The organism is Streptomyces mashuensis, assembly GCF_014654785.1.
GTDB lineage: Bacteria > Actinomycetota > Actinomycetes > Streptomycetales > Streptomycetaceae > Streptomyces > Streptomyces mashuensis.
Map to the genome: position 1 here is coordinate 124,366 of NZ_BNBD01000014.1, position 25,616 is coordinate 149,981.

The following is a 25,616-nucleotide window of genomic DNA, read 5'->3' on the forward strand; positions in this document are numbered from 1 at the left end:
GGCGAGTCTTCGCCGGTGGATTGCACTTTTCAGCCTGCGGCTGCCGTGGTGGACATGGGCCACAGCAACCTGGTGGGACCGGAGCGGGGGATGTGTTCGATGCCGCGGGCCGTGGGCCCGGGGGCGTCGGCCACGAGCATCCGGGCGGCCGCTCCGGCGAATCCGGCCCGGAAGTGGTTGACCGACTTCACCCCCACGATCCGGTAGCGCTCGGGCAGGCAGCCGTGCAGGAGAAGGATCTCCGGGTCGAGGACCTGGCGGCGCCGGGCTGCCACGATCACGTCGCAGGCGCCGACCGTGATGCGGGCGCAGGGCCCGAAGTCCGCCCGCTTGCCGCGGCGCATCGCCGACTGGACGATCGTCCCGTCGGTGAGGGCCCGTACGGTTCCCTCGGCCTCCACCGGGGGTCCGCTGGCCCAGCCGTGGCGCCCGCCGAGCCGGAGCCTCAGGGTGGCGCCGACGCCCGCCGTGGTGGCGGCCTCGACGGCCGGCGGGTCCCAGAGGGTGGCGAAGCAGCTCGGCTCGGGCCGGTCCAGCAGCGCCCTCAGCAGGTGGGTGCTGTCGCCGGCGCCGCCGCAGCCGGGGTTGTCGCTGCCGTCCCCGACGACGACGGTGCCGGGGCCGCCCTCCAGCGCGGTGCGGACCGCTTCCTCCGGCTCCAGGAGTGTGATCCTGAACCGTTCCCGGTGGCCGTGCAGCCAGTCGGCCACCTCGTCGCAGCACTCGCCGGCCAGCCGGGGGTCGTGGTCGGTGACGGTCACGACGCTGGTGGCCGCCTGCTCGGTGTCGGCGTAGGGGAACCCGTGGAAGACGGTGCAGGCGAGCACCCCGGGACGCTGCTCGATCGCACGCACCAGGTCGCGCAGCTCCCGGGCGGGCGACCCGGCCACGGTCGGCGAGGGCGGCAACAGCATGGGCAGGCGGCGCAGCCGGACCGTGGGCCGCAGGTCGCCGCGGGCGGTGGCCAGCGCAAGGTCGCCGGCGAGCCGGGAGCGGTCGGCGGCGTCGGTGTGGGGGTACTCGTGGAAGCCGGTCACGATGTCGGCCAGCTCCGGCAGTTCGGCGGGGACGTTGGCGTGCAGGTCCATCGTGACGGCGACGACGGCCCGCGGCAGCAGCGCGCGGACGGTGCGCAGCACGTCCACGTCCAGCGACCGGCCGGGCGCCACGACACCGGCGCCGTGCAGGTCGAGAAGGACGACGTCGCAGTCGCCGGCCGCCGCGATGCCCTCGGCCAGGTGGTCGCGCAGGGCGCGGTACGTGGCGGGGCCGACGGCGGGGCCGGGTTCGGCGCGGGCGTGGAAGGCCGGGCGGACCTCTGCGCCCGCCTCGGCGCAGGCCGTGAGGTAGCCCCCGGTGACGGTGGCGGTGCCGGTGAACTCGGTGAGCAGGCCGGTCCCCCGGTGGCAGGAGAAGGCGGAGAGCTCCGCCGTGCCCAGGTAGTCGGTCATCAGGGTGCTGGACTCGTGCACCACTCCCCCGACCGCGGCCCGCAGAGGCCGCCCGGCGGCGCTCACCGCGGCACCAGGCCGAGCCGGTTGTAGCCGTGCCGGGCGCGTGCCTCGGCGAGCGGCAGCCCGGCCGCGAGGTCGGCCCGGATGGCGTCCTCGGCCCCGGCCACCCGCACCACCTGCTCGGCGGTCCGCCCGGCCAGGGCGGCCGGCACGGTCAGGCAGCCGGCGTCGTCGCCCACCACGATGTCGCCGGGGGCGATCCGGACGCCGCGGACGGTGACCGGTTCCTGGACGGCGGCCAGTCGCACCCGGTGCTTGCCGGACTTCATGTACGTCCCCAGGCTCCACAGCGGGTAGCCGGAGGCGGCGATGGCGGCGACGTCCCGGCACACCCCGTCGACGACCGTTCCGGCGACGCCGCCGCGCAGCGCTGCGGCGGTGAGGATGTCGCCCCACACCGTGCAGTGGGTGCGGCCCTCGTTGGCCACCACCACGACGGCGCCCGCCGGCACGTCGTCGGCGAACTCCCCGGCGGGGCCGGGCGTTCCGGCCTCGACGGACACGTAGCGGAGGGTGAAGGCGGGTCCGGCGACCGTTCCGCCACCGGAGATCCGGCGCAGGCCCGGCAGGCCGGTGTCGCCGGCGCCCAGCAGGTCCAGGGCATCGCTGACGGTGCTGGTGCCCTGCCGGCGGAAGAGTTCCAGGTGGGCGGCGTCGGGACGGGCGGGTGCGGTCATCACCGGACCCCCTTGGTGAGCTCGGTCTGCCGTTCCGTGGTGAGGGTGCCGGTCGGCCGCGCGCCGGTGCCGGGGCGGCCGGAGGGCAGGACCCAGCCGGGGGTGTCGAAGGTGACGCGGGGCTCGGCGCCGTCGTCGAGGTAGTAGCTGTCGCTGGGGCCCACGTCACTGGGGTGCGTCATGTGGGGCAGGGTGGCCAGGGCGATGTTGGTCCACCGGGCGATGCCCTGATCCCACTTGGCGCCGACGAAGGCGGGGATGCCGGCCGAGGCGCAGAAGTCGTGGATGCGGACGGCCCGGCCGAGCCCGCCGACGCGGCCCGCCTTGATGTTGACCATCCGGCAGGCGCCCCGTTCGGCCGCCTCGCGCAGCTCCCGGAGGGAGTGCACCTGCTCGTCGAGGCACACGGGGGTGGCGATGCGCCGCTGCAGTTCGGCGGTGGTGTCCAGCAGGTGGCGCGGGAAGGGCTGTTCGAGGGCGAGCAGGCCCAGGCCGTCCAGGCGCTGCAGCGTGCCGAGATGACTCTCGTCGTAGGCGGCGTTGGCGTCGGCGATGAGAGGGAGATCCGGGAAGGCGCGGAGCACCTCGCGTACCGGCTCCGCGTCCCAGCCGGGTCTGACCTTCAGCCGGACCCGTCGGTACCCGGCGCGGACGGCCCGTCCCACGCTCTCGACCAGTTCGCCGACGGTCGGCTCGATGCCGACCGTCGCCCCGGCCGGTACGGGCCGCACCGAACCGCCCAGCTCCTCGCAGAGCGGCCGGCCGCGCAGCCGGGCCTGCAGGTCCCACAGTGCGGTCTCGACCGCGGCCTTGGCCTCCTCATGCCCGTTGACCTCGCGCCAGAGCCGCATGCACGTCAGCGGGTCGGTGGTGCCGGCCTCCAGCAGCATGGGGCCGAGGAACCGTTCGATGACGTACCAGGCTGTCTCGATGGTCTCGTAGTTGTAGAAGGGCGTCTCCATGGCGCTGCATTCCGCGAGCCCGGTGTCCTCCCGTCCGTCGGCGCTGCCGTCCACCTCGACCTGCAGTTTGGTCCAGGTGTGGTAGCGCTGCCAGCGGTTCTCGAAGGGATGTGCGAGACGGGCCGTCACCAACCGGAGCGTGATCCGCCCGACCGTCATGGTCAGCGGCCCGGGGGCCGCCGTGGACCGGTCGTTCATCCGTGCCCTCCCGTGGCCGCCGCGTCCGCGGTGACGTGCACCGCGAGTTTCCGGCCGCCCTGAAAGATGTTGAGGCGCGGCTGCAGGCTCGCCTTGGAGCCGTGGAAGGCGACCCGGCCGCGCAGGACGTAGGTGTCGAGACTGACGGGCATCGCGGTGACCCGGGGCGGGCCGTCGGTGCGCAGCACCGGATAGGCGGCCGGGGCGACGTATTGCTGGGCCACCCCCTGGCCGGCGACCGCTCGTGCCACGGCCGCGGCCCATGTGCTGCGGCCGACTGCGCGGCCGACGGTGACGCCGTCGCCGCGGATGTCGTACGGCTCCTTGAGCACGTAGGCGTGCTGGTCCTCCAGCATGCGGCCGGCCAGCCCGTCGTGCACCTTCCGGCTCCAGGGGAGCAGACCGGCGACGAGGTCGTGCTCACCCGCCGTGAAGCGGTCGGCAAAGCGGGGTTCCTGCACCAGGGCCAGGGTCAGCTTGCTCTCGCAGACGTACCGGGCGAGGAAGGAGTTGACGTGGTGCAGGTCGGTGTCGCGCAGGACGGCGGCCCAGCGGTGGCAGAGGTCCGGGTCGTCCTGGGCGAGTTGCTGCCAGGCCACGGTGTTGACCTTGTTCCAGCAGGCGTCGATGCCCCTGCCCCCCGCCCGGGCCCGGCCCCGGACGGCCGTGACCTCCCGGGGGTCGGCCACGAAGGCGTCGATACCCAGGGCACGCAGGACACCGGCCGTCTCGTGGCTCTCGCGGTTCGCGGCCCCCCGTGGCTGGAGCACGGCCACGACGGGGGTGCGCCCCTGGCGGCGCGCGTCGGCGAGACCGGGCCCGAGCGCGTCCAGCAGGGCGTCGTCGCGCGGGGCGCTCGCGGCGGCGTGAGCGGGCAGGGGGATGCCGGCCGCGTCCAGCACTGCGCCGACGGTGCGGTGGATGCGCGGGGTGAACAGGGTGCCGGCGGGAGCGTCGGCGTTGTTCTCCAGCAGGCGCAGCCCTTCCCCGTCCTGCTCCGCGTAGCCGTCCAGCCGGCACACGCCGATCTCCGCCGGCCCGTCCTGCCGCCCGGCGCGGCGCTCCGCCTCGACGAGGACGTCGGCAGCGTGCGGCAGCCCGTACCACTGCCGTACTTCGGGATCGTCGCGGTAGAGGACCGCGACCTTGCCGAGCAGCCGGACGTACGCCTCCAGGTGGTGCCCGGCGCGCGCCGCGGCCTCCTCACGGAGGAACAGCGGCAGTGGCGAGAGGGGGTAGGCGCGGTTACGGAAGACCGGCATGCGGGGCTCGGTGTCGCGTACCAGGGCGGCGATGGCGTCCCCGGCCGCGGTGAGGCGGGCGGCGTAGTCCAGCGCCGTCACCCAGTCCAGCAGCCCGCCGGCCACCGCGGGGGCTGCGGCGGTGGGCGGATGCGGGCCGGCCGCTGTTTCAGGCAGTGCTGCCACGGGTCACCTCCGGGCAGGCCCGTGCGCCGGCCGGCACGCCGGCCTCCTCGCGCACCCGGACGAAGTACTCGGCCACCAGTTCCCGGGTCATGGGCCCCGGCTGCCGTTCCCCGGCCAGGACGTGGCGGTCGAAGGAACGTACGGGCGCGAACTCCAGCCCGGTGCCGCACAGGAACGCCTCGTCGGCCCGGCGCGCGTCATCGCGGGTCAGGGTGGTCTCCTGCACGGGCACGCCCTTGGCACGAGCGGTGCGCAGCACCCAGGCGCGGGTGATGCCGGGCAGGACGTCCTCGTCGAGCGCGGGGGTGCTCAGCACACCGTCCCGGACCAGGAAGAGCGCCGCGGTGGGGGCCTCGGCCAGTCGGCCGTGACGGTTGGTCAGCACGCAGCCGTCGTAGCCGGCGTCCCGTGCCTCCTGCCACGCCAGGCGCGGACCGGCGTAGTTCGCGATGTTCTTGGCCGCGGGCGGGTGCACCTCGGCGGGCCCGCGCTGCCCGGAGCTGATGCACAGATCCATCGCGCGTCCACGGGCCAGCCACTGCTTACGGCCCATGGGGGAGGCCGTGACGGTCAGCTCGGGGACGGCCGGGTCGCCGAGCTGACCGGGGTTGAACGGAGTGGCCGCCACCCGCACGTACGCGTCGGCGCGGATGTCGTTGCGGTCGATCAGCTCGTCGACCACGTCGGGCAGCCGGGCCAGGCCCGGGTCGGGGAAGCGCATGGCGCGGAGGGAGGCCGCCATGCGCGCAAGGTGCTCCTCGAGCAGAAAGGGGCGGGCGTGGCCGCCGCCCGCGGCGGGGGCGTACAGCCGTACGCCCTCGAAGACGGACAGCCCGTAGCGCATGGCCAGGCTGCCGATCGGCACCGTCGCCTCCTCTGCGGTCACCCAGCGGCCGCGGAAGTACACGTGGGGATGGCCAGCCGTCACCCGTGTCGCTCCTGTCGATACTGTCGTTGCTGCTGTTGCTGCTTTTGCCGTCGGTCCGGGTCGGGTCAGGCGTCGCCGTTGCCGTCGCCGTCGCCCGAGTACACGAAGACCGGTTCGGCCGGGTCGTAGGCCCGCTCATAGATGGCGTCGAAGTGCCGGTGCCGCAGCTCGATGGCCTGCAGCAGACTTTCCTTGGCGTCGGCGCGGCGCTGCGGGGTGTCGCAGTAGCGTGTCAGGAGCTCGCGCAGCGGCGCGGTGTGCTCGTCCTCGAGGTCGCTCACACCGTCCTGGCCCGCGTCGCTGGAGGCGTGGTGGACGAAGAACTCGTAGCCCCGGCGCGGGAGCCGGTAGACGTCCCGCATCACCGCCATCATGCTGTGACCGGCGCTGTTGGTGATGGGCGGCTGACCTTCCATCAGCAGCAGTACCGAAGCAGCCCCCACCGTGAAGTGCACGTTGGTGTTGTTGCAGGCGTTCTTGTTGTGCTCGATGACAGCGATGGTCTCCGGGTAGAGCTCGGCGTGCGGCAGCGACGCGGGGTCCACGCCGACGGCCCGGCCGAAGTCCTCGAAGGTCTCGACGTGGCGCTTGGAGTTCGTCAGCCCGCCCGTCTCCTCCTCGTAGGCGTTCTCGATGAACGAACGGCGCAGGTCCAGGTCGTCCGCGCGCATGCCGACGCCCATCAGGTTGCGGGTCCACCAGCTCTTGATGGGCCAGCGCTGGATCACGAACGTCTGCAGCAGCCGGTGGGTGGCCTTGCCCTCCAGGATGGTCTGGTAGAGAGGGCTGGTCATCTTCTTGCGCTCGGCGATGATGCCTTCGAGTTCGTCGACGAAAGCGGTTGCTGACATGGCTGCTCCTCGGTCACAGGAAGAAAGGTTTCTGCAGATGAGGTGCCGGCGACGGTCTCAGGAAGCGGCACGGGCCTCGTCGAGCATCGTGAACAGGGTGCCGCTGCCCCTGCTTCTGATCGAGGCCAGGCTCTCCAGATTGAGGTCGAGCATTCCGCCGACGATCGATTCGCACCTGGCGAGGATGTGGTCGCCCTTCCACGGAGCGAGGACGGCGGTCGCCGCGTCGACGAGCGGCTCGACGGAGAAATTCCCCATGGCGCGGGAATGCAGATAGGTGGTGATCAATTCGAGCGCGAGGTTGCCGCCTCCCTTGCCCATACCGCACAGGGAGGCGTCGATCCAGCGGAAACCGTGCTGCATGGCGGCCAGTGCATTGGCGAAGCCCATGCTGATGCCGTCGTGCGAATGGAAACCCAGGGTCAGGCCGACCGTCTCGCGCACCCGCAGGGCGAGCCGGGCGACGTCGTCGGGGAACATGCTGCCGTTCGAGTCGGCAAGGTAGAAGACGTCCGCGGAGAGCTCCTCGGCCGCCCGTGCCGCACTCATGACGTCCGGCTCGGCCAGCTCGCTGACCCGGATGAGGTTGACGGAGAACGCCATGCCGGCGCCGTGCACCGCCTCGGCGTACGGGGCCAGGGTGCGGACACCGGAGGGCGAGACGGGCATGCGCACCACCCGTACGCCGAAACGCGCCAGCCCCGCCAGAACGGCCGGGGAAACGTCCCGGGCATGCGCCATGACGACCAGCCCGGCGCCACCGTCCGGACCCGCGGCGGCCTCCTCGCCCAGGATCTCCAGGTACTGCGGCGGGCACGACGCGGAGGGCAGAGCGCCGCCGTCGTCGGCGTGCCGCGCCGGCCGCAGGTACCCGGCCTCCACCAGGGGCACCCCGGCGGCCGCACAGGCCCGGACCACGCGTCTTGCCTGGGCGACGGTCCACGAATGCTTGTTGACATATCCCCCGTCACGAAGTGTGACGTCGACTAAGGCAACTCCGTCCGCCAATTCGCACATCTCCCGGAGTCGGAGGGACGCGTTTGCTCGGAGCGCACCGGGTGCACGCTTTCAAGGTCGCGTAGACCAACGGGAGACGACTGTAGTTGGCCGACAATTACTTGGACAACATTGCACGTCTGTAATGACGCGATCGCACCCTCGAATTGATCAAGAAATGCACGGAGGGACCGAGGACGACCTGCCCCGAACCACCCGGAGGGTGATCGCAATTATGCGTCCGGCTTTTGCGATGTGGCCGAAATCCGGCGGGACCCGCGAAAGGCGGTGCGGGGTGCGCGACGGTGCGGGGTGACACCGGCTGGTACGCGGTGGACGCGCTGCCGTACGGGGCGATGTGGGACGACGCGCGGTACCGGCCGGCGGACGCACCGGCCGGCACCACACCGAAGCAGTGGGGAGCACGATGTTCGAGATCGATGCCGACCAACCCCATTGTCAGTGGTGCCCGGCATCATCATCTCCATGACGCAGAGTTCCACCGGGGCGGCGCTGCGCGCGCTTGCCCGTACGCACCTGCCCGCCGACGTCGCGGAGCAATGGATCGGCCTGTTGCGGCCGGGGATCCGGCTGGTCGCGGCCGGCGAGGGCGAGCCCGTCGTCGGGCAGCTGGGCGGGCGGCCGGCGCTGCCGGAGGGGGTGGAGTGGCCCGTGTGGGAGGGGAACGGGCCACTCAGCTTCATCGCGTCGGTGGACTGCGCCGCGCTGCCTGTCAGGGAGCTGGACGTTGCGCTGCCCGTGGACGGCACGCTGGCGTTCTTCTACTTCGACGGGCAACTGGGGGAGCACGGGGAGGGGTTTCTCTCCACCGACGACCCGGACGGTGCCGCGGGCGCCCGGGTCCTGCACATACCGGCCGGGGCCGTCACCACGGAGCGCCACACCCCGGACGAGTTGGACGCGTACCCCGCCGTGCCGCTCACGGCGCGCCTCACCACCACCGCCCCCGACCACTGCCACCACGCCGCGGAGGAGCTCCTGAAGGACATCGACGTCCCCGCTGAGCTGGACGACGCGATCAACGACGTCACGGACGACGTGGGGCACCGCATCGGCGGATACGCCGTGCCCGTGCAGGGGCCGGTGGAGGACGAGGTGGCGCATGGCGTCCTGGGGCCGGGGACGTCGTGGAACGACCCCCGCGTGGTCGAGGAGGCACGCCGCTGGACGCTGCTCGCGCAGTTCGACACCGACGACGACGCCGACATGATGTGGGGCGACTGCGGCGCGCTCTACTGGCTCATCCGCCCCGAGGACCTGTCGGCGCGCCGCTTCGACCGCGTACGGATCACCATGCAGTGCTGCTAGCGACGGTCCGTTGGGTCACGCTCGCAGCCAAAGCTGGACCGGCCTTGGCCAGACAGGCAGGTCAGTCGTCGATGGCCTGGTAGAGGGTGGTCCAGAAGTCGTGCATGGCCCGTGCCGAGTCCGGGGTGGACATCCCGGTCTGGGTGAGCAGGATGCCGACGAGTTGGTTGTGCGGGTCGGCGTACGTCGTGGTGCCGGCTCCGCCGTCCCAGCCGAATTGGCCGATGGGCGCGTAGTCGCCGCGGTAGGTGCGCACCGTCATCCCGAAGCCCCAGCCACCCAGCGGCCGGGTCCTCGACGGTGAACTCGCCGGTCTGCGGATCGGGGGTGTAGAGGGGCGGCAGCCGGTCGATCTTGTCGGCGGGCACGTGGAAGCCGGTGTCCTTCATGCCCAGCGGGCCGAAGATGCGCTCGCGCAGGAACGCCTCGAAGGACTGGCCGGTCACTCGGGCGACGAGCACGCCCAGCACGGCGTCGCCGACGTTGTACAGCCACCGCTCTCCGGGCTGGTACATCAGCGGAAGCGCGCCCAGGCGGCGCATCCACTCGTCCGGCTCCACGGCCGGCAGCATCCATCCGTTCTCGCCGTAGACCCTCTGCTCGAAGTACGCGCCCATCATCGGCGACCCCGTCGCCGTCATGTCCAGCCCGAGACCGCAGGTCGAGGTGAGCAGGTCGCGTACGGTGATCGGACGCCGCGCCGGTACGGTCTCGTCCAGCGGGCCGTCCGCGCGCTCGAGGACCCGCCGGCCGGCGGGTTCGGGCAGCCACTGGTCTATCGGGTCGTCCAGTCGCAGCCGGCACTCGTCCAGCAGAACCATGGTCGCGGCGACCGCGACGGGCTTGGTCGTGGACGCCATGCGGAAGATGGTGTCCCCACGCATGGGGGTGCCGCCGTCGTGGCGCATCGTCCCGATCGCCTCGAGATGGGTCTCCTCGCCCCGGCCGACCAGGGCGACGAGCCCGGGAATCTTCTTGGACTCCACATGCCGTTCCAGCACTTCGCGCAGCCTGCGGAGCCCTGCCGGGCGCGGCCTCGCGGGCCCGGGCCGGGGCGGATTCGATGCCTTCGGTGACGAAGGTGAAGGTGGCGCCGCCCTGGCGGACCCAGGGTCCCGGGCGCACTGGTCAGGACGAAGACCGAGGCACGGAACGGCGGCGGGTCGGGCCATCCCCGCCCGCCCTCGTCGAACGTGCGGCGCCCCATGACGTACGCCCCGGCGCGGTTGAAGTTCTCGCGCACGATCGGCCTTACAGGCCATCCGCTCCTGGCTCACCTCGACGGCCATCACCCTCAACCGGTGGTGGCGAGGTCCGCGGCCGCCTTGGAGATACCGACCAACGGGGCGAGTGGCGCAATGTCAAGTTCGTTCGCCGGTAGGCCGCGACGAGCAGCAGCCGGTCCTCCACAGAGGGCGCCAGGACCGCCCCTGTCCGCCTCCCCGCGCCGCAGCACGGGGCACCAGCTTGCGAAACTGGGCGCGGGCTGAGCCCTGCGAATGGGTCAGCCAGGACGGATCCGACGCCGCGATCACACCGGCCACCGCGAGATTTCATCTCACTCGCGACCAGCAGTTACGTGCCAACTCTCAACCGATCCCGGTAGCCGTCGAGACCACGGACAGGACCAGGGCGCCGAGCGCCCACGGCGCCGTAGAGACGCAGCCTGCGCCGATCACCGCGTTGGCGGACATATAGCGAGTGGCCACTACGAAGGCCAGACCACCCATGACGAACCACGGCCCCTACAGGTAGAGGTACCAGCCGGTCAGCCCAGCCAGATCGGGCTCAGCAGCGACGGCCCCGGCCTCGATCAGTACACCGTGGACGAGAGCCCCGCGGTCGAGGCAGGCCGACCTGATTTCCCATGCTCACAGCGACGTGTCCAGGCCGTCTGTTCAGGTGGAGGCGGACCGCCTGGCGCGAGACGGGTGCATTGTGTCGTCCAGGGAACGCGCGATCGACATGAGTCGATCATGGTCCGAACCGCGACGATGTGCGTCATCCGTATGGAGGATCCGCCTCCCCCACGAGAGCCGGCTCTCGGCGCTCGAGCTGCGAGCGGTCCGTCGGAGGACCGGAACTGACAACTACGGAGATCAGTTACGGGGCAGCCCTTGACTCGGGGGGATCGTGGTCTCGATGTGGGCGAGTTGGGCGGCGAGGATCTCCTCGAAGGCGGCGCGGCGGTCCGCCCCGAGGGGACGCACGTCGCGGGCGAAGTGGGCCAGGGCGGGGAAGCGTTCGGGGTCGGCCCCCAGTACCGCCACGCGGAACAGCTCCCTGCCCTGTTCGCGCTCTTCGGGCGTGAGAATGCTGACCCCTGCCTCGGAGGCGATCAACGAGGCGAGAAGGATCGCGATCCGGTGGTAGCGCACCGGGATCTCCTCGTCCCGCAGTCCCGACGCGCGCAGGGCCTGCAGTATCTCTTCCATGACCAGCCGGGAACCGGTGCCGCTCGACGCGTGGCGTCCCCAGATCGCGGCAAGCTGGGGTTGCTCGCCGAACGCCTCTCTCAAGCGCAGGGCCAGGGCGGTGATGCGCTGCTTCCAGTCACCCTCGGCGCGGTGGCCGTTCATGGCGGCGAGGAGGATCCGGTCGGCGACCGCGCGCAGCAGTTCGGTCTTGTTACGGAAGTGCCGGTAGAGGCTGGAGGAGTCGGTTCCGAGGGTCGCGGCGAGCTTGCGCACGCTGAACGACTCCGCGTCGCTCGTGCGCAGCAGTTCCGCCGCCGCATCCAGGATCTCTTCGGTCGACCAACGCCTTCGGCCTGCCATCTTGCTCTCCTCGCTCCTCTCACCGGATTTCAGCCTAACCTATGCACTTGGTGATGCACGCAGTGCGTGCATAATGAGGGCATGAGGTTGCCGGGCGGCCCGGCGGGAGCGGGCCGGCCTGCCATTCGTGCCCTTGTCATCCGGGTCGGGCGACCGGTGCGGGAGCTCACCCCGGGGAATGCGAAAGGACGCATGACGTGAAGAACCCACTGGATTCCGCGGCGCTGGACGCGGCCATCGAAGACGTCCACCGCGCCGGGATGCCGGGCCTGTTCGCCGAGGTGCGAGACGACGACCAGGTCTGGTGCGGTGCCGCCGGGGTCGCCGACGTCGCCACCGGCCGCCCCGTCACCACCGACATGCGGCACCGTGTCGGCAGCATCACCAAGACCTTCACCGCCGCCGCGGTCCTGCAGCAGGTCGAGAGCGGTCGGATCGGGCTCGACACACCGATCGGCCGGTACCTTCCGAAGCTGCTTCCCGGAGGGCGCGGTGACACGATCACGGTCCGGATGCTGCTCAACCACACCAGCGGACTCGCCGAGTACCTACCGTTCGCCTACCCTTCCCTCAAGACGTTCCCCGCCCTCGCCGGCACAGGGCCCCAGAGCCTGGACGACCACCGGTTCACGCGGTTCGACCCCACCGACCTGATCGAGATGGGGGTCACCGCACCTGCCGTCGGCGCCCCGGGAGACACGCCGGGGGTGTACTCCAACACCAACTACCTGCTCCTCGTCCAGCTCCTGGAACAGGTGACCGGCACCACGGCCGAACAGTACATCACCCGGAACGTCATCGAGCGCGCCGGGCTCCGGGACACCGAACTGCCCGCCGGACCGTACGTCGACGGGCCGCACTCGCAGCTCTACGAGGCGTGGTTCGGCATGATCGACCCGCCGCGCGACTACAGCGTCTACGACATGTCGTGGGTGGGGCCGTCGGCCTCGCTGATATCGACCGTCTCGGACCTCAACCGCTTCTACGGCATGCTGCTGGCCGGGAAGATCGTCAGCCCGTCGTCGCTGGCGAAGATGCAGCGCACTGTCCCGGTCGTCTCCCAAGAGGGAAAGACGATCGACTACGGCCTCGGCCTGCACCCGATGGGGGAACCCGGTCAGGGCACCTTCTGGGGGCATGGCGGCACGGTCTGGGGTGGTGGGGCGCTGGCCCTGATCCGTTCCGACGGCAAGCGGCAGATGGCGGTCGCGGTGAACATGCAGAGGTGGAACGGACTCGACTCCTCCGGCAAGCCGCAGCCCCACCCCATCGACGACGCGCTCGCGAACCTGTACCGCATCGGGATGTACGGCACCTTGTGAAACTCCGGGCAGGCGGCGACCCTGCCGGTGCACCGGAACCGACGTCGCCAGTATGCGGTACCTGGTGGCGCAGGACCGCAACCGGATGCACGCGGGGCGGCGTCGCCGGCCTGCGCCGGCACACTCCCGCGCATGTTCGAGCGGGATCCGCTGGTCGTCCTCACCCACGCACCGACGTGATCGGGCGCCTATGACAGCCACAATGTTGCATCGCGTGTCGCACTCCACAGCGAGCGGTTCGAGGGACCTCACCACAAGACGCCGGCACCGCCGCGCTTAGGCTCGGGGGCATGACAACGCCCCTTACCGACAGTGCCTTCGACTCACTCCGCCTCGACGCCCTGTCCGACCCGGAGGCGCTGCGCCGGGTCTACGAACTCCCCAAAGACGCGGTCATGCGGAAGCAGATGACCGAACTCACCGAGCAGACCCGGCGGCTGATCGGCTGCTCATCGCTGGTCCTGATCGCCAGCGCGGACGCCGAGGGCAACTGTGACGTCTCCCCGCGCGGCGGCCCCGCCGGGTTCGTCAGCGTCCTGGACTCACGGACGGTGGTAATACCCGACGCGACCGGTAACAAGCGTCTGGACACCCTGCAGAACGTCGTCACCACCGGCCGGGCCGGGCTGCTGTTCATCATCCCGGGACGCACCACGACACTCAGGGTGAACGGCCGGGCCTGTGTCTCCACCCGCCCGGAGCTGCTGTCGCAGCTGACCGCCGTGGGTAAGCCACCGGCCAGTGCGCTGGTGCTGGGAATCGACGAGGTCTACCCGCACTGCCCCAAATCGCTCCTGCGCAGCGGGGCCTGGAAGCCGGAGCAGTGGCTGCCGGCGGATGCCCAGCCGACCTCGGCCGAGGTGATGCTGGCCCAGCTGCGGATGCCGGAGCTGACGATCGCTGACATCGAGCAGGCGGAGGCGGATTCGCTGAAGTACCGGTACGAGTAACCGGCCGACCAGCCGTCCGCCTCGCCAGACCTCTTGCGCGTCAGTCCGGCAGCCCGTGCACTGCGGGTGACTCGGAGCCGCCCGCGCCGGGCCGGGTTCCCGGACGTTCGGCAGCTTGACGACGTACACCGCCACCGCCCGGATCCGGGTGACGCACACCACCGCTGTCCTACTGGGGGCAGGTGGCGGAGATGATGTAGTCGACGACGTCGTGCGTGCTGGAGCGTTGCCGGTAGGTGGCGCGCTGGCGGGCGGCGCCGGTCCCTTCACTGCGCAGCCGCTGCCATTGCTCGCGTGCGCGGTCGAGGTCGTCGTGCTGCCGCAGTGCTGGGGTGATCGTGTGAAGCAGCCTTTCGACGAGCGTGGTCTGGGCGACGAGGTGGCCGCTGAGTGGGTCGATGCCGGTGCCGGCCAGTCCGTCGCGTGCCGCGCGCCAGCACGCTGCACGCAGGACTTCCGGAGCCGGACGGGGGGCCGGTTCTCCGGCCTGGACAAAGCTGAGGGCGGTGGCGGTCAGAGCGCGGACGACGGCGGCGAGCATCAGGGTGTCGTCGGGCGTCAGAGCGGCATCGGCCACACGCACTTCGATGGTGGGCAGGTGGTGGGAGGGGCGGATGTCCCAGTACAGACCGCCGCGGTCGATGAGGGCCTCAGTGCTGAGGAGAGTGTCGACGAGGTCGTTGAAGTGAGCGGGTGATTCGAAGTACGGGGGTGGCCCGGCGACGGGCCAGCGCCCCCAGGTGGTGGTGCGCCAGCTCGCGTATCCGGTGTCCTGACCGTCGCGGAACGGGGAGTTGGCGCTGAAGGCGATCAGGGTCGGCAGCCAGGGCCGCAGGTGGTTGCTGACGTACACGGCGTCGCGGGGGTCGGGCAGGCCGACATGGATGTGGCAGGCGCACGCGGTCTGCTCGTCGTCCAGAGCGCGGAAGTGGGCGACGCTTCGGGCGTAGCGGGCGCCGGGTGTGATCGGAGCAGGGGCTGTCTGACCGAGCACGGGGGTGCCGGTGGAGGCGATGCGTACGCCGAGGCGGGCAGCGGCACGGGCTGCTGCCGTCCTCGTGGAGCGGATCTGGTCGGCAGCTTCCTTCAGACAGGTGTGCGGATCGGTGCGCAGTTCCACCTGATAGCGGGTCAGCTCGGTGCCCACCCGGTCACCGAGGTCGCCGGCGGCCTCACTCACCACCTCGGGTCCCCGCGGGCTGAGGGCCCGCGTGAGGGGATCGACCAGGAGGAGCTCCTCCTCGACGCCCACGGTGAGCGGGGCTGGAGCGTGGCTTGAACCGAGGGTGCGACGTGATCCGAGGGCAGAGGCGGGCGCGAGGGCGTCTGTCGGGGCCGCCCCGCCGTGAGATTCACTGCTCATAGTGATGGCACTGTCTCAGAAAGTGCTCGACCGGTACATGGGACGCTGCTTGCCGAGGTTGAGGAGCACCGGATGCGCGAAGAGACCGATGTCCTGGTGGTCGGAGGCGGCCCGGCGGGCGCGACCGCCGCGGCCGTCCTGGCCCGCCAGGGCCATCAGGTGCGGGTGCTGGAGAAGGAACGGTTCCCGCGCTACCACATCGGGGAGTCGCTGCTGCCCTCCCTGCTGCCCGTGCTGGACGTCCTGGGGGCGCGCGAGGTGGTCGAGGCGCACGGGTTCATCCGTAAGACGGGGGCGTTCTACGGCTGGGGCGGCCAGGAATGGTCGCTGGGCTTCGGTGAACCGGGCAGACCGGCGGCCTACAGCTTCCAGGTGATCCGTTCCCAGTTCGACCACCTGCTGCTGGAGCACGCCCGCGCAGAGGGTGCCGACGTGCGGGAAGAGGTCCGCGCGGGACGGGTCACCTTCGAGGCGGGCGGCGAGGCCGGCCGGACCCACCGGGCGGTGGAAGCCACCTGGGCCGGACGGGACGGAACCGCAGGGCGCATCCGCTTCCGCCACCTCGTCGACGCCTCCGGCCGCGCGGGTCTTCTCGCCGCCCGGCACCTGCACACCAGACGCGTCCACGACGCCTTCCGCAACGTCGCCACCTGGAGTTACTGGCGCGGCGCCGCACCACTTGCCGCCGCCCCCAGCGGCGCGATCGGGGTGTTCTCACTGCCGGATGACGGATGGCTGTGGGCCATCCCGCTGCACGACGGCACCCTCAGCGTCGGCCTGGTCACCGACAAACGCTCCTTCGCCCACGCCAGGCGGAAAGCAGACGGCTCACTGCAGACCCTCTACGACGAAGCGATCGCCCGCTGCCCCCTGCTCGCCGGCATGCTCACCAGCGCCCGCCAGGTGGCGCCGCTGAAAACCGAGAGCGACTACTCCTACGTCAGCAAAACGTTCAGCGGACCGGGCTGGTTCCTCGCCGGCGACGCCGCCTGCTTCCTGGACCCCCTGCTGTCCACCGGCGTACACCTGGCCATGTACAGCGGCCTGCTCTCCGCCGCCTCCATCAACAGCATGCTGGGCGGCGACGTCGACGAAGACGCCGCCCGCGCCTTCTACCAGCAGGCCTACCGGCACGCCTACGAAAGGCTCCTCATCCTGGTCAGCGCCTTCTACCGCATCCACGCCGGCCGCGACAGCTACTTCCGCACAGCACAGCAGCTCAGCCACCGCGACCAAACCCCCTTACGCCTGCACGAAAGCTTCCTCAACATCATCACCGGCGCCGAAGACCTCCACGACAGCCAGACCGACGACCCCGTGGACACCTTCCTGCGCACCGTCCGACAGCCCGTCAACGGCCACCCACCGCAAGGTCTCGGAGGCCACGGAACACGCCACCTCCTCCCCCTCCCCACCACCCCCGCACACGCCACCGCCGGCCTCTACCTCAACCTCCACCCACATCCCCACCTCCGCCCCATCGGCCACACCTGATCGACCCCGGTGTCCTGGCTCGAACACCAGCCGCCACGTTCGTCCAGGCCGTGACGGCCGTCCTTGGGGAAACTGGTGTCGTCCACCGCCCATACCTGCGGCCGCGGCAGCAGCCCCCGACCAGGCGACCCAGACCCAAAGCGCGGCGCCATCCCACTCCCCCGTCGAGGACCTGACAGGCTGCCCCCGCGCCGCTTCGACACCTGACTGAAGACGAACCTGCCCAGTTCCGCTGACCAGCCCGCGGCGGCCACCTCAAGCCCCGGCCGGCCTGCTTACCGAGGGCCGCCTCCAACGCGCTCGCGGTGGTCGACCGGGGCGAAATACGGTGGCTGGGCGCTCCCGAGGTGAAGGGTGCGGTCTTCGGCGGCCTCGAAGTCCCAGCCCGCGAAGCGCATGCCCAGGTCCGGGGTGTGGCGGACCACCTGCTCGGTGAGCGGTCCGGGAGCCGGCGGACGTCGTGGCCCTCGACATGACGGTGCAGACGCACCGGTTCCTTGCCGGCGATCGCAGCCGACCAGATCGTGGGCGGGCCGACGGTGACGATCCGTCAGGCTGACCCGGCACCGGTCCGGCCGGTCCGGTCGAGGAGGTGTCCGACCTTGTCCGCGACGATCGCCGGTTGCTCGGCCTGGATGAAGTGGCCCGAGTCGACCTCTTCGAACCGCCCGTCCGGCAACGCCTGGGCCCAGCGCCGCTGGTGTTCGGCGATGAGAGCGTGCTGCCGCTCCCGGCCCTTCACGGCGCGGGATGCCGAGAGCAGGACCGTCGGACATGCGGGGAGGCCGGGCGGCTCGGCACGGAATTGGGGGATGGCTGCGGCCACGGCCTTGAACTCCTTCCTCGTCTGCGCGATGCCGGCGGGGACGAAGTCCTCGGCGAGCATGGTCGCGTAGGTGTCCGCCGGGAAGACGCGGCGGACGTTCCTGCCGGCCATGCGAGCCAGTGGGCGGAACCGGACCAGCGCCTGGGTCACGCTCAGCGCGCGGTCGACCCTCGCAGCGGTCCGGTCGAAGGTGTCGTAGACGGGCGCGCTCTCGGGCGTCGGATCGAGCAGCAACAGCCCGTCCAGTCGCGGTCCCAGTCTCTCCACGGCGCGGCGGGCGACCAGGCCGCCCATGCTGTGCGCAACGAGTACCAGCCGAGCGCGCTCCGGTACCACCGCATCGATCAGCGTGGCCAGGTCAGCGGCCATGTCGTCGATTCCCACCTGCTGGGTGGTCCGGCCGCTGCGGCCGAAACCGGCGCGGTCGTAGGTCACCAGTCGCGCCCGATCGGCCAGGAGCGGCAGCACCGCGTCCCAGCTGGTCCGGCCCATGCCCTGACCGGCCTCGAAGACGACCCAGTGGGCACCTCGGCCGGACTCCTCCACGTGAACGGACCGCCCGTTCACGGCCACGGCCCGCCCCCTCGCCTGCCTCATGTGCTCCCCCGCAAGCAATGGTTTCATTCTCGACTACGGTACTGGCGGAGGCCGGCTTCCTCGAAGTGGCCGGGGAACATCGCGTGCGCAACGTCGTCGAGCGGCGGCTTCGCCGCCGCCATGGCCGTCCTCATCGCCATCAGCAACTGCCGTGGTCGGCATGACCGACGACATCGGCCGGCCGTGTGTCGGTTCGTGCGGGCCGGGCCGGCGGCAGGTGGCGAGGGGTGTGCGGTGCAGTGGTCTTGTGGGCGGTGGCGAGGAGGCGTGGCAGGAGGAGGTCTCTGATGCCGCGTACGGATCCGTCGCTGTGGAGGATTTCGAGGGCGGGTAGTTCGCAGTGGAGTTCTTTTCGCAGGGTTCCCACCAGTTCCATGGCCATGAGGGAGTCCATGCCGTAGCCCTTGAGGCTCCTGGTGGGGTCGAGCCGGTCGGGTGACATGTGCAGGATGCCGGCGACCAGTGAGGTGAGGACTTCGTCCAGGATGGCTCGTGAGTCCTCGGTGGAGGCGGTGGACAGACGGGCCTAGAGGTCGGTGAGGCGGTAGTCGGTTCCACTGATGGTGGATGGGGCGATGAGGGAGAACCGGGGTGTGGCGAGCGAGGGACAGAAGGCTGAGAGGTGGGCCAGGTCGTAGCGGCCGATGGCGACGACGTCGGTGTGGCGGGCGTGATGCCGGTCCTGGGCTGCGCACGCCTCATCGGGAGTGATCATGCCGAGTTGTCCGAGCGTTTCGGTCAGACCCTCGCGGGCGACGTACCCGGCCTCACTGATGGTTCCCCAGGCGATGGTCAGCGCGTCGTTGCCATGACGGCGGCGGTGGCGGGCGAGCGCTTCCAGGAAGAGGTTGGCCGCCGCGTAGCTGGTCTGGTGGCCGCTGCCCACCCAGGCGTTCATGGAAGAGTACGAGGTCAGGCGGATGTTGCGCTGACGGGTCAGCCGGTCCAGGAGCACAGCGCCCGCGATCTTGGGGGCCAGCACTGCGCGCATGCGTTCATCGCTCAGGCGGGTCAGTTCGTCGTCTTCCAGGTGGAGGACCGAATGGATGACTTCGCGCAGCGGGTGTTCGGCAGTGTCGATCTTGCGGATGAGCTGCTCCACGGCGACAGCATCGGTCACGTCGACAGCGTCGACGGTGACCGAGGCACCGAGAGTGGTGAGCCGGGCGACGAGGTCTGCGGCTCCGGGAGTCTCCATGCCCCGGCGGCCGGCCAGTGCCAGATGGCGTGTCCCGCGCTTGGCCAGGTGGAGGGCGACGCGGGCTCCAAGGCCGCTCAGACCGCCGATCACCAGGTACTGCTCGTCGGGAGCGATGCTCGGCAGCACGGGGTTCATGCGTACGGGGACCGGTCCGTCGAGGGAGATCACTACTTTGCCGATGTGCCGGGAGTGCTGCAGCAGGCGGAAGGCCTCGTCCACGCGCTGGACCGGGTAGACCTGGTGCAACAGCGGCCGGTACTGCCCTTGACGCACTCGATGTGCGACCGTCCGCAGAGCTGAAACGGATCCCGCGAAATCGTCCCTGAGCAGGGAGACCAGGTCGACGGCGTGGAAGGACGCGTTCGCAGCCAGAGGCCGAAGGATCACGCGCCGGTTGGCGTACAGGTCGACCTTGCCCAGTTCCACGAAGCGTCCGCCGGGAGCGAGGACTTCCATGCTGCGCGCGGCGGCCTCGCCGCTGAGGGAGTTGAGCACGACGTCCACGCCCCTGCCTGCGGTCAGTTCCCGGACCTGGTCGGCGAAGCGCAGGCTGGCCGACGTAGGTCTCCCGCCGGGCGCGCGCCGAGCCGAGCAGGTTCAGGCAGATACGGCCGGCCACCTTCGTCAGCCAGGCGCCCGGGGACGCGATGGCCTCCTGCTGCGGCCGCGACATCGCGTACCAGCGGGCGTAGGTCTCCTGGACGACGTCCTCCGCGTCGGCCAGGGAGCCGAGCAACCGGTAGGCCAGGTTGAGCAGCTGCCGCCGCTCGCTCACGATCGCGCACAGGCCCGGGTCGCGCTGCTCGTCCGCCTGCCGCGGTGCCTGTTCGGACGGGATGGTCATGGCTCTCCGGCTCCCTTGCTCACGTTCCTTCTCCCTTACGACGGATCAGGCCGCCGGAATGTGAGGTCGGCGGCTCACCTCACATTCGGCGGTGCTGCGTTGTCGGAACGGTGAAGAGGAAACACGCCACCCACAGGACAGGACACAGGACGCCGAGAATGAACGACTTCCAGGAGACCGCCGACCGTGTCGCGATCGAGGCGCTGCGCAGCGAGTTCACCGACGCGGTGATGATGCGCGACCGTGCCCGGCTCGCCGCGTTGTTCACCCCCGACGGCGTTCTGCGCATGCCCGACGTCCCGGCCGAGTTCGTCGGCCGGGAGGAGATCCGGACGGGAGGGGAACGCCTGCAGAGGCAGTGGGACTTCTTCGTGCAGAACAGCCACCCGGGCACGATACGGATCGACGGCGACACCGCCACGGGGCGCACCTACGTGCAGGAGATCGCGCGTCTGCTCGACGGCCGCTCGGGCCAGAACTTCGCGATCTACCACGACACGTACCGGCGTACCACGGAGGGATGGAGGTTTGCCGAGCGCGTCTACGAGGTCAGGTATGTCGACACCACGCCCTTGGCGGGTTCGGCGCCCGGCCGCAACGCTCCGGGGCACGGCTCCGGCGAGGCCGGGGACGCCGAACCGGCACCGGCGACCGGCGAGGCGGCGGACGCACCGGCCGCACCTGCCACCACGGCGGACGACTTCAACGCACCGGCGTCCGCCGAACGGCTGGACCGGACCATCGCGGCGCTGCGGGCGAACGGTTTCACCGCCGAACTGCTCGACACCGCCGCGGCGGCCCGCGCCCGCATCAAGGACCTGATACCGGGGGGAGCGAGCGTGTTCACCGGCGCCAGCGAGACGCTTCGGCTCTCCGGCATCGCGGAGGACATCGAGGCGGACGACCGCTACCAGGCCGTCCGGCCGCGCGTGCTGAAGATGGACCGCGCCACCGAGTCCGACGCGATCCGCCGGCTGACCGCCGTCCCCGACGTCTTCGTCGCCAGCGTCACGGCCGTCACGGAGACCGGCTCGCTCGTCATCGCGTCCGGCAGCGGCAGCCAGCTGCCCGCCTCCGCCGGCGGCGCCGCACAGGCCGTCTGGGTCGTGGGGGCGCAGAAGGTGGTGCCCGACCTGAGCACCGCACTGCGGCGGGTCGAGGAGCACGCCCTTCCGCTGGAAACCGCACGTGCGCAGGAGGTCTACGGGCAGTCGAGTGCGGTCACCCGGCTCCTCGTCCTCCAGGCCGAGCCGAAGCCGGGGCGCGGCACCGTCCTGCTGCTGCGCGAGGCGATCGGGTTCTGAACCCGTCCTCTCCCCCACCGTGCACGGGCCAGGGCGCGGGCACCGTCAGGGGACCCGCGCCGGCTCCCGCACCAGCTCGAGGGCTGCCTCGCTGAAGGCGCGGACGCGGGCCGTGGCACCGTTGGCGAGCCACACCAGGCCCCACTCCACTGGCTCAGCGTCCTCGAAGGGGACGTAGACGACGTCGGGGCGGGCAAAGTAGCGCCGCGCATGGGCGCCGACGGCGAAGACGCCTTCCCCGGCGCCGACGAGCGTCAGCACCTCGTTGAACGTCGTGGCCGACGGGCGAGGGGTGCTGGGTGCGCGGTCCTCGTGCGGGGATTCCGGCAAGGTTCCGGGCATCCGCAGCACGGTCACGCGGGCCAGGTCTTCGAGGGTGACGGTCGCGCGGCGGGCGAACGGATGCCCTGCCGGTACGGCCAGCATGCGTGCCTCCCGCACCAGGACCGGTCCCATGACGATGCCCTCCTCGTGCAGCGGATGGCAGGTGAGTGCGATGTCCGCCTCGCCGCGGCGCAGCCATGGCAGGACTTCCGGCTGACGTGCTTCCTTGATCTGGACCTCGCAGTCGGGATGCCGGGCGCGGAACGCCTGCGCCGCCCCGACCAGTAGCTGACCCGCCGCCGGGCCGTTGAAGGCGACCCGTAGCACCCCGCTCAGGCCACGCCCGGCGTCGACCGCCCGCTCGAACGCCTCGCAGACCCGGGACCAGGCGGGGCGTATCTCGTCATACAGCTGCCGTCCCACCGGGGACAGCTCCACCCGGCGGCTCGTGCGGTCGAACAGCGGGACGCCGACGCGGCGCTCCAGTTTGGCAATGGTCTGGCTGACCCGGGCCGTGGAGAGGTGCAGCCGCTCGGCGGTGCGGCCGAAGTGCAGCTCCTCGGCGAGCGTCAGGAACGCCTCCAGCTCGTGTCGCTCCAGCATCCCCGCCCCCCTTCCGTCGTTGATCGAGGCTTCACGATCGTTGCGCAGGTGCGCGTTGATGCCCGGTCCGGGCCGCAGCAGGATCAGAGGTGTTGAAAGACCTTCCGGCCTGCACAGGAGAACATCATGTACGTCACCCGCGACCGCGCCCTGACCGCCCCCGCCCACGACACCGCCGCGGTCGTCGCCGAGCTGAGGGACCGTGCGGAGATCACCGACGCCCTCCACCGCTTCGCCCTCGGCCAGGACCTCAAGGACAGGGAGCTGTTCGCCTCGGCTTTCGCCGCCGACGCCGAGCTGGACTTCCGCCCGGCGGCCGCCAAGTGGGGGGCCGAGCCGCCGCTGATGTCCGGGCGCGACACCATCGTCACCACCATCCTGGCCATGTTCGACGGCCGGGTGGACACCACCCACCAGGTCACCAACGCGCGGATCGTCGTCGACGGCGACACCGCCCGGCTCACCGCCCTCGTGGAGGCCCAGCACCTGCTCATCGCCGACCCGGCGACCCATGCACTGCTGAAGAACCCCTACGACGTGGACCTGGTCCGCGACGGCGACCGCTGGGTCATCCGCCGACTGCGCATCGACAACACCTGGTACACCGGCGAACCCGCCGCGATCTTCGGCTGACCCCGGAAGGCGGAATCTCCTCCACACTCCCAAAGGAACGTACGACATGAAGATCGCAGTGATCGGCGGAACCGGACGTATCGGCTCCAGGATCGTGGAAGCCCTCACGACGGCCGGCCACGATGCCACACCGCACGCACGGTCCACCGGCGTGGACCTCCTCACAGGCGAGGGCCTCGCCCCGGCGCCGGCAGGCGCCGATGCCGTCGTCGACGCAACGCAGTCACCCACCGCCGACGACGCCTCCGCCGACTTCTTCCGGACCGCGACGGGCAACCTCCTCACCGCCGCCGAGCACGCCGGCGTCCGGCACGCCGTCCTGCTGTCCATCGTCGGCGTGGACCGGGTACCCGGCCTCGGCTACTACCGGGCCAAGGTCGTTCAGGAGGAGCTGTTCGCCACCGGGCCGGTCCCGTACTCCCTCGTCCGCGCCACCCAGTTCTTCGAGTACATCGAAGACATCATGTCCTGGACGACGGAGGGCGACACCATCCGGCTGCCCACCACCTTGCTGCAGCCCGTGGCCGCCGCCGACGTCGCCCAGGCCGTCGCCGGCATCGCCACCGGCACCCCCCTCCACGGTATCCGCGAGGTCGCCGGTCCCGACGTCCTCCCTCTGGACGAACTCGGCAGGATCACCCTCGCCGCCACCCGTGACAACAGCCGCACCGTACTCACCGACGACGCCGCGGGCCCCTTCGCCCTCGCCTCCGGAGACGCCCTCACCGCGACACAGGGCGCGCACGTCGCCCTGACGGACTACCGCAGCCGGCTCGCCGGCTGACCACGAGTCTTACGTGGTTTTGCCGTCGCTCTGCCGCGGCCCTGAAAGACGCCCGGCAATGTCGTGCCACTTAAAGCGACGAGGAAGAGGAATGGGCATGGCGCTCACAAGTACCCTGCGGCGGGCCGGACTGGTGGCGGGGGCAGCGGCGCTGCTGGCCACCGCGCTACCCGTGGCGGAGGCCACCACGGCGACGGCGGCAGCGACGAGACCGGCAGCGACGCCCCTGGCAGCCCCGGCGACCGGGCCCGGCGGTCGCCCGGACTGGTGCCCGTCCGTGGGCGCGGGCAACCGGGTGGACTGCGGGTCACTGGATCGCCCGGCGGTCGCGGGCCGGCCGGAACTCGGCACCATCGAGGTGAGCTACGCGGTCGTCCGGCACCGCGGCGCAGGCCCGGCCAAGGGCACGGTCGCCGTCAACCCCGGCGGTCCCGGCGAGGCGCCGATCCGCATGGCCCCCGCGTTCGCCGGCGCCCTGCACGGCCTGCTCGCCGATCACGACCTGCTGCTGGTCGACCCGCGGGGCACCGGCTACTCGGAGCGGATGCCCTGCGGGCTGACGGACAGCGAGTACCGGTTCGGCACCCGGCAGCAGCAGCGCGAGGCCGTCGCTCGCTGCGGCCGCGAGCTCGGGCCCCGCGCCCAGGCGTACACCACCGCGGCCACTGCGGACGACATCGACGCCGTCCGTGCCGCGCTCGGAGTCCCGCAGCTGACGCTGTACGGGCTCTCGTACGGCACGTACCTCATGCCGGTCTACGCGAGCCGCCACCCCGAGCGGGTCAAGTCCATGGTGCTGTCGGGCGCCTATCCCCTCGCGTTCGACCCCCTGGCCCGCTCCGGCGCCCGGGCCGTGTCCCTGGCGCTCCACCGTATCTGCGACCGCAGCGCCGGTCAGGGCGGCCGGTCCGCCTGCGACGGCGCGAAGGCTGTGAAGGACCTCGCCACCACCGCGTCCCGACTGCGCGACCAGCCGCTGGACGTGGACGTCTACCGGGACAGCGGCCACGGCGCCCCGAAGCGGCTGCGCTTCACCGAGGGCAAGCTGGCCAACCTCGCCTTCGAGGCGGGCAGCCGCGCGGTCGGCTCGGACCCGGCGGGCCACACACTGCTCGGCGACCTGCCGTACGCCCTCGACGGGTTCGTCAAGGGCGACAACGGCCCGCTGATCCGTCTCGTCCAGGACGATTACAAGGGGGCGACCGGCGACGACCAGGCCCCGTACGTGGCCGTGGTGTGCAACGACTACCGCAAGACGTGGTCCGCGAAGGACCCCGTGGACGAGCGGTGGCGCACGTACCGAGCGGCGCTCGCCGGCACCCGGCCCGGCGCGTTCGCCGCGTTCAGCCCCGGCGGCTACCTGGAGGGTCCAACCGACGGCGGCGACGTGTGCATCGGGTGGCCGCGCGAGAACACCGCCCCGCGCCCGCAGCCGCTCCACCCGCGCATGCCCGACGTCCCCGTGCTGGTGATCTCCGGCGACCTCGACGCCAACACCCCCGACGCCGCCGGCCGTCAGGCCGCGAAGCAGTTCCGCGACAGCCGCTTCTTCTCCATCCCCAACGTCGGCCACGTGCCGGAACTCTCCTCCACCGGCTGCGTCACCGACGTCACCACGCGGTTCGTCCGCACCGGCCGCACCGGCGACACGGCCTGCCTGGGTGCCCTCCCGCCGATCGCCGTGACCCCCGTCCAGCCCTGACGGGCCGGGT

At 71.3% G+C, this 25,616-nt stretch carries 22 protein-coding genes and 1 pseudogene; 8 read left to right on the top strand and 15 right to left on the bottom strand.

All coding sequences use genetic code 11. The annotated features are described in order from the left end of the window. Positions 1 to 29 precede the first annotated feature (29 nt). The 7 genes from IE305_RS26695 to IE305_RS26725 all read right to left on the bottom strand — a co-directional run bounded on the left by IE305_RS26695 (position 30) and on the right by IE305_RS26725 (position 7,574). A complete protein-coding gene (locus IE305_RS26695) occupies positions 30 to 1,517 on the bottom strand; it encodes a M81 family metallopeptidase (protein WP_268255951.1) in 1,488 nt (495 codons plus the stop codon). Further along, positions 1,514 to 2,191, bottom strand: coding sequence for an RraA family protein (locus IE305_RS26700; RefSeq protein WP_190132323.1), 678 nt, complete (start codon positions 2,189 to 2,191; stop codon positions 1,514 to 1,516). The genes IE305_RS26695 and IE305_RS26700 overlap by 4 nt, the downstream gene beginning before the upstream one ends. After that, a complete protein-coding gene (menC, locus tag IE305_RS26705; protein WP_190132324.1) occupies positions 2,191 to 3,351 on the bottom strand; it encodes an o-succinylbenzoate synthase in 1,161 nt (386 codons plus the stop codon). Before menC ends, IE305_RS26700 begins: the two co-directional genes overlap by 1 nt. After that, positions 3,348 to 4,778 carry a hypothetical protein gene (locus tag IE305_RS26710; RefSeq protein WP_190132325.1) on the bottom strand — a complete coding sequence of 477 codons (1,431 nt, stop codon included), beginning with the start codon at positions 4,776 to 4,778 and terminating at the stop codon, positions 3,348 to 3,350. Before IE305_RS26710 ends, menC begins: the two co-directional genes overlap by 4 nt. Beyond that, positions 4,762 to 5,706, bottom strand: a complete 945-nt coding sequence (locus IE305_RS26715; protein ID WP_190132326.1) for an aminotransferase class IV — start codon at positions 5,704 to 5,706, stop codon at positions 4,762 to 4,764. The genes IE305_RS26710 and IE305_RS26715 overlap by 17 nt, the downstream gene beginning before the upstream one ends. Positions 5,707 to 5,771: 65 nt before the next feature. Beyond that, positions 5,772 to 6,557, bottom strand: a complete 786-nt coding sequence (locus IE305_RS26720) for an iron-containing redox enzyme family protein (RefSeq protein ID WP_190132327.1) — start codon at positions 6,555 to 6,557, stop codon at positions 5,772 to 5,774. 57 nt (positions 6,558 to 6,614) lie between these two features. Next, positions 6,615 to 7,574, bottom strand: coding sequence for a hydroxymethylglutaryl-CoA lyase-like TIM-barrel protein (locus IE305_RS26725; protein ID WP_229891564.1), 960 nt, complete (start codon positions 7,572 to 7,574; stop codon positions 6,615 to 6,617). Between the two features lie 465 nt (positions 7,575 to 8,039). Between IE305_RS26725 and IE305_RS26730 the strand changes: the two genes are divergently transcribed. Continuing rightward, on the top strand, positions 8,040 to 8,882 hold the full coding sequence (locus IE305_RS26730) for a YwqG family protein (protein WP_190132329.1): 843 nt from the start codon (positions 8,040 to 8,042) through the stop codon (positions 8,880 to 8,882). Here the strand turns inward: IE305_RS26730 and IE305_RS26735 are convergent. Beyond that, positions 8,879 to 9,883: a serine hydrolase domain-containing protein gene (locus tag IE305_RS26735; RefSeq protein ID WP_308440277.1), complete on the bottom strand. Its 1,005-nt coding sequence runs from the start codon at positions 9,881 to 9,883 to the stop codon at positions 8,879 to 8,881. The two genes, IE305_RS26730 and IE305_RS26735, sit on opposite strands and share 4 nt — an antisense overlap. 1,098 nt (positions 9,884 to 10,981) lie before the next feature. Continuing rightward, a complete protein-coding gene (locus IE305_RS26745; protein WP_190132330.1) occupies positions 10,982 to 11,659 on the bottom strand; it encodes a TetR/AcrR family transcriptional regulator in 678 nt (225 codons plus the stop codon). A gap of 197 nt (positions 11,660 to 11,856) precedes the next feature. Between IE305_RS26745 and IE305_RS26750 the strand changes: the two genes are divergently transcribed. Continuing rightward, positions 11,857 to 12,981, top strand: coding sequence for a serine hydrolase domain-containing protein (locus IE305_RS26750; protein WP_190132331.1), 1,125 nt, complete (start codon positions 11,857 to 11,859; stop codon positions 12,979 to 12,981). Positions 12,982 to 13,271: 290 nt separating this feature from the next. Further along, positions 13,272 to 13,931 carry an MSMEG_1061 family FMN-dependent PPOX-type flavoprotein gene (locus tag IE305_RS26755; protein WP_190132332.1) on the top strand — a complete coding sequence of 220 codons (660 nt, stop codon included), beginning with the start codon at positions 13,272 to 13,274 and terminating at the stop codon, positions 13,929 to 13,931. A gap of 169 nt (positions 13,932 to 14,100) precedes the next feature. On the opposite strand, the gene IE305_RS26760 is transcribed toward IE305_RS26755, so the two are convergent. Then, positions 14,101 to 15,183 carry a carboxylate-amine ligase gene (locus tag IE305_RS26760; RefSeq protein WP_229891566.1) on the bottom strand — a complete coding sequence of 361 codons (1,083 nt, stop codon included), beginning with the start codon at positions 15,181 to 15,183 and terminating at the stop codon, positions 14,101 to 14,103. 183 nt (positions 15,184 to 15,366) lie between these two features. Here IE305_RS26760 and IE305_RS26765 point away from each other — a divergent pair, with 183 nt between their 5' ends. Further along, complete coding sequence (locus tag IE305_RS26765; RefSeq protein WP_190132334.1) at positions 15,367 to 16,788, top strand: NAD(P)/FAD-dependent oxidoreductase; 1,422 nt, start codon at positions 15,367 to 15,369, stop codon at positions 16,786 to 16,788. 550 nt (positions 16,789 to 17,338) lie between these two features. On the opposite strand, the gene IE305_RS26770 is transcribed toward IE305_RS26765, so the two are convergent. The 4 genes and pseudogenes from IE305_RS26770 to IE305_RS26785 form a co-directional block, all read right to left on the bottom strand. Then, entirely contained in the window at positions 17,339 to 18,211 is an 873-nt protein-coding gene (locus IE305_RS26770) for an alpha/beta fold hydrolase (RefSeq protein ID WP_190132335.1), read from the bottom strand. Between the two features lie 139 nt (positions 18,212 to 18,350). Beyond that, positions 18,351 to 18,731: an acyl carrier protein gene (locus tag IE305_RS26775; RefSeq protein WP_308440278.1), complete on the bottom strand. Its 381-nt coding sequence runs from the start codon at positions 18,729 to 18,731 to the stop codon at positions 18,351 to 18,353. Positions 18,732 to 18,737: 6 nt separating this feature from the next. Next, complete coding sequence (locus IE305_RS26780) at positions 18,738 to 19,916, bottom strand: SDR family NAD(P)-dependent oxidoreductase (RefSeq protein ID WP_190132337.1); 1,179 nt, start codon at positions 19,914 to 19,916, stop codon at positions 18,738 to 18,740. 46 nt (positions 19,917 to 19,962) lie between these two features. Continuing rightward, positions 19,963 to 20,256 (bottom strand): annotated as a pseudogene (locus IE305_RS26785) (sigma factor); the annotation flags it as partial. A gap of 158 nt (positions 20,257 to 20,414) precedes the next feature. Here IE305_RS26785 and IE305_RS26790 point away from each other — a divergent pair. Further along, positions 20,415 to 21,560, top strand: coding sequence for an LUD domain-containing protein (locus IE305_RS26790; RefSeq protein WP_190132338.1), 1,146 nt, complete (start codon positions 20,415 to 20,417; stop codon positions 21,558 to 21,560). A gap of 45 nt (positions 21,561 to 21,605) precedes the next feature. Here the strand turns inward: IE305_RS26790 and IE305_RS26795 are convergent, their stop codons facing one another. Next, positions 21,606 to 22,487, bottom strand: coding sequence for a LysR family transcriptional regulator (locus tag IE305_RS26795; RefSeq protein ID WP_190132339.1), 882 nt, complete (start codon positions 22,485 to 22,487; stop codon positions 21,606 to 21,608). 126 nt (positions 22,488 to 22,613) lie between these two features. Here IE305_RS26795 and IE305_RS26800 point away from each other — a divergent pair, with 126 nt between their 5' ends. From IE305_RS26800 to IE305_RS26810, 3 genes are all read left to right on the top strand, one after another. Then, positions 22,614 to 23,120: a nuclear transport factor 2 family protein gene (locus tag IE305_RS26800; RefSeq protein ID WP_190132340.1), complete on the top strand. Its 507-nt coding sequence runs from the start codon at positions 22,614 to 22,616 to the stop codon at positions 23,118 to 23,120. A gap of 46 nt (positions 23,121 to 23,166) precedes the next feature. Further along, on the top strand, positions 23,167 to 23,904 hold the full coding sequence (locus tag IE305_RS26805; RefSeq protein ID WP_190132341.1) for an SDR family oxidoreductase: 738 nt from the start codon (positions 23,167 to 23,169) through the stop codon (positions 23,902 to 23,904). 97 nt (positions 23,905 to 24,001) lie between these two features. Further along, positions 24,002 to 25,606: an alpha/beta fold hydrolase gene (locus IE305_RS26810; RefSeq protein ID WP_190132342.1), complete on the top strand. Its 1,605-nt coding sequence runs from the start codon at positions 24,002 to 24,004 to the stop codon at positions 25,604 to 25,606. Positions 25,607 to 25,616: the final 10 nt, after the last annotated feature.

Excerpts from the sequence above, each read along its gene's own strand:
- menC (WP_190132324.1), bottom strand. The coding sequence starts at position 3,351 with ATGAACGACCGGTCCACGGCGGCCCCCGGGCCGCTGACCATGACGGTC.
- IE305_RS26745 (WP_190132330.1), bottom strand. The coding sequence starts at position 11,659 with ATGGCAGGCCGAAGGCGTTGGTCGACCGAAGAGATCCTGGATGCGGCG.
- IE305_RS26790 (WP_190132338.1), top strand. The coding sequence starts at position 20,415 with ATGAACGACTTCCAGGAGACCGCCGACCGTGTCGCGATCGAGGCGCTG.
- IE305_RS26805 (WP_190132341.1), top strand. The coding sequence starts at position 23,167 with ATGAAGATCGCAGTGATCGGCGGAACCGGACGTATCGGCTCCAGGATC.
- IE305_RS26720 (WP_190132327.1), bottom strand. The coding sequence starts at position 6,557 with ATGTCAGCAACCGCTTTCGTCGACGAACTCGAAGGCATCATCGCCGAG.
- IE305_RS26795 (WP_190132339.1), bottom strand. The coding sequence starts at position 22,487 with ATGCTGGAGCGACACGAGCTGGAGGCGTTCCTGACGCTCGCCGAGGAG.
- IE305_RS26700 (WP_190132323.1), bottom strand. The coding sequence starts at position 2,191 with ATGACCGCACCCGCCCGTCCCGACGCCGCCCACCTGGAACTCTTCCGC.
- IE305_RS26765 (WP_190132334.1), top strand. The coding sequence starts at position 15,367 with ATGCGCGAAGAGACCGATGTCCTGGTGGTCGGAGGCGGCCCGGCGGGC.
- IE305_RS26730 (WP_190132329.1), top strand. The coding sequence starts at position 8,040 with ATGACGCAGAGTTCCACCGGGGCGGCGCTGCGCGCGCTTGCCCGTACG.
- IE305_RS26800 (WP_190132340.1), top strand. The coding sequence starts at position 22,614 with ATGTACGTCACCCGCGACCGCGCCCTGACCGCCCCCGCCCACGACACC.
- IE305_RS26725 (WP_229891564.1), bottom strand. The coding sequence starts at position 7,574 with ATGTGCGAATTGGCGGACGGAGTTGCCTTAGTCGACGTCACACTTCGT.
- IE305_RS26755 (WP_190132332.1), top strand. The coding sequence starts at position 13,272 with ATGACAACGCCCCTTACCGACAGTGCCTTCGACTCACTCCGCCTCGAC.
- IE305_RS26770 (WP_190132335.1), bottom strand. The coding sequence starts at position 18,211 with ATGAGGCAGGCGAGGGGGCGGGCCGTGGCCGTGAACGGGCGGTCCGTT.
- IE305_RS26810 (WP_190132342.1), top strand. The coding sequence starts at position 24,002 with ATGGCGCTCACAAGTACCCTGCGGCGGGCCGGACTGGTGGCGGGGGCA.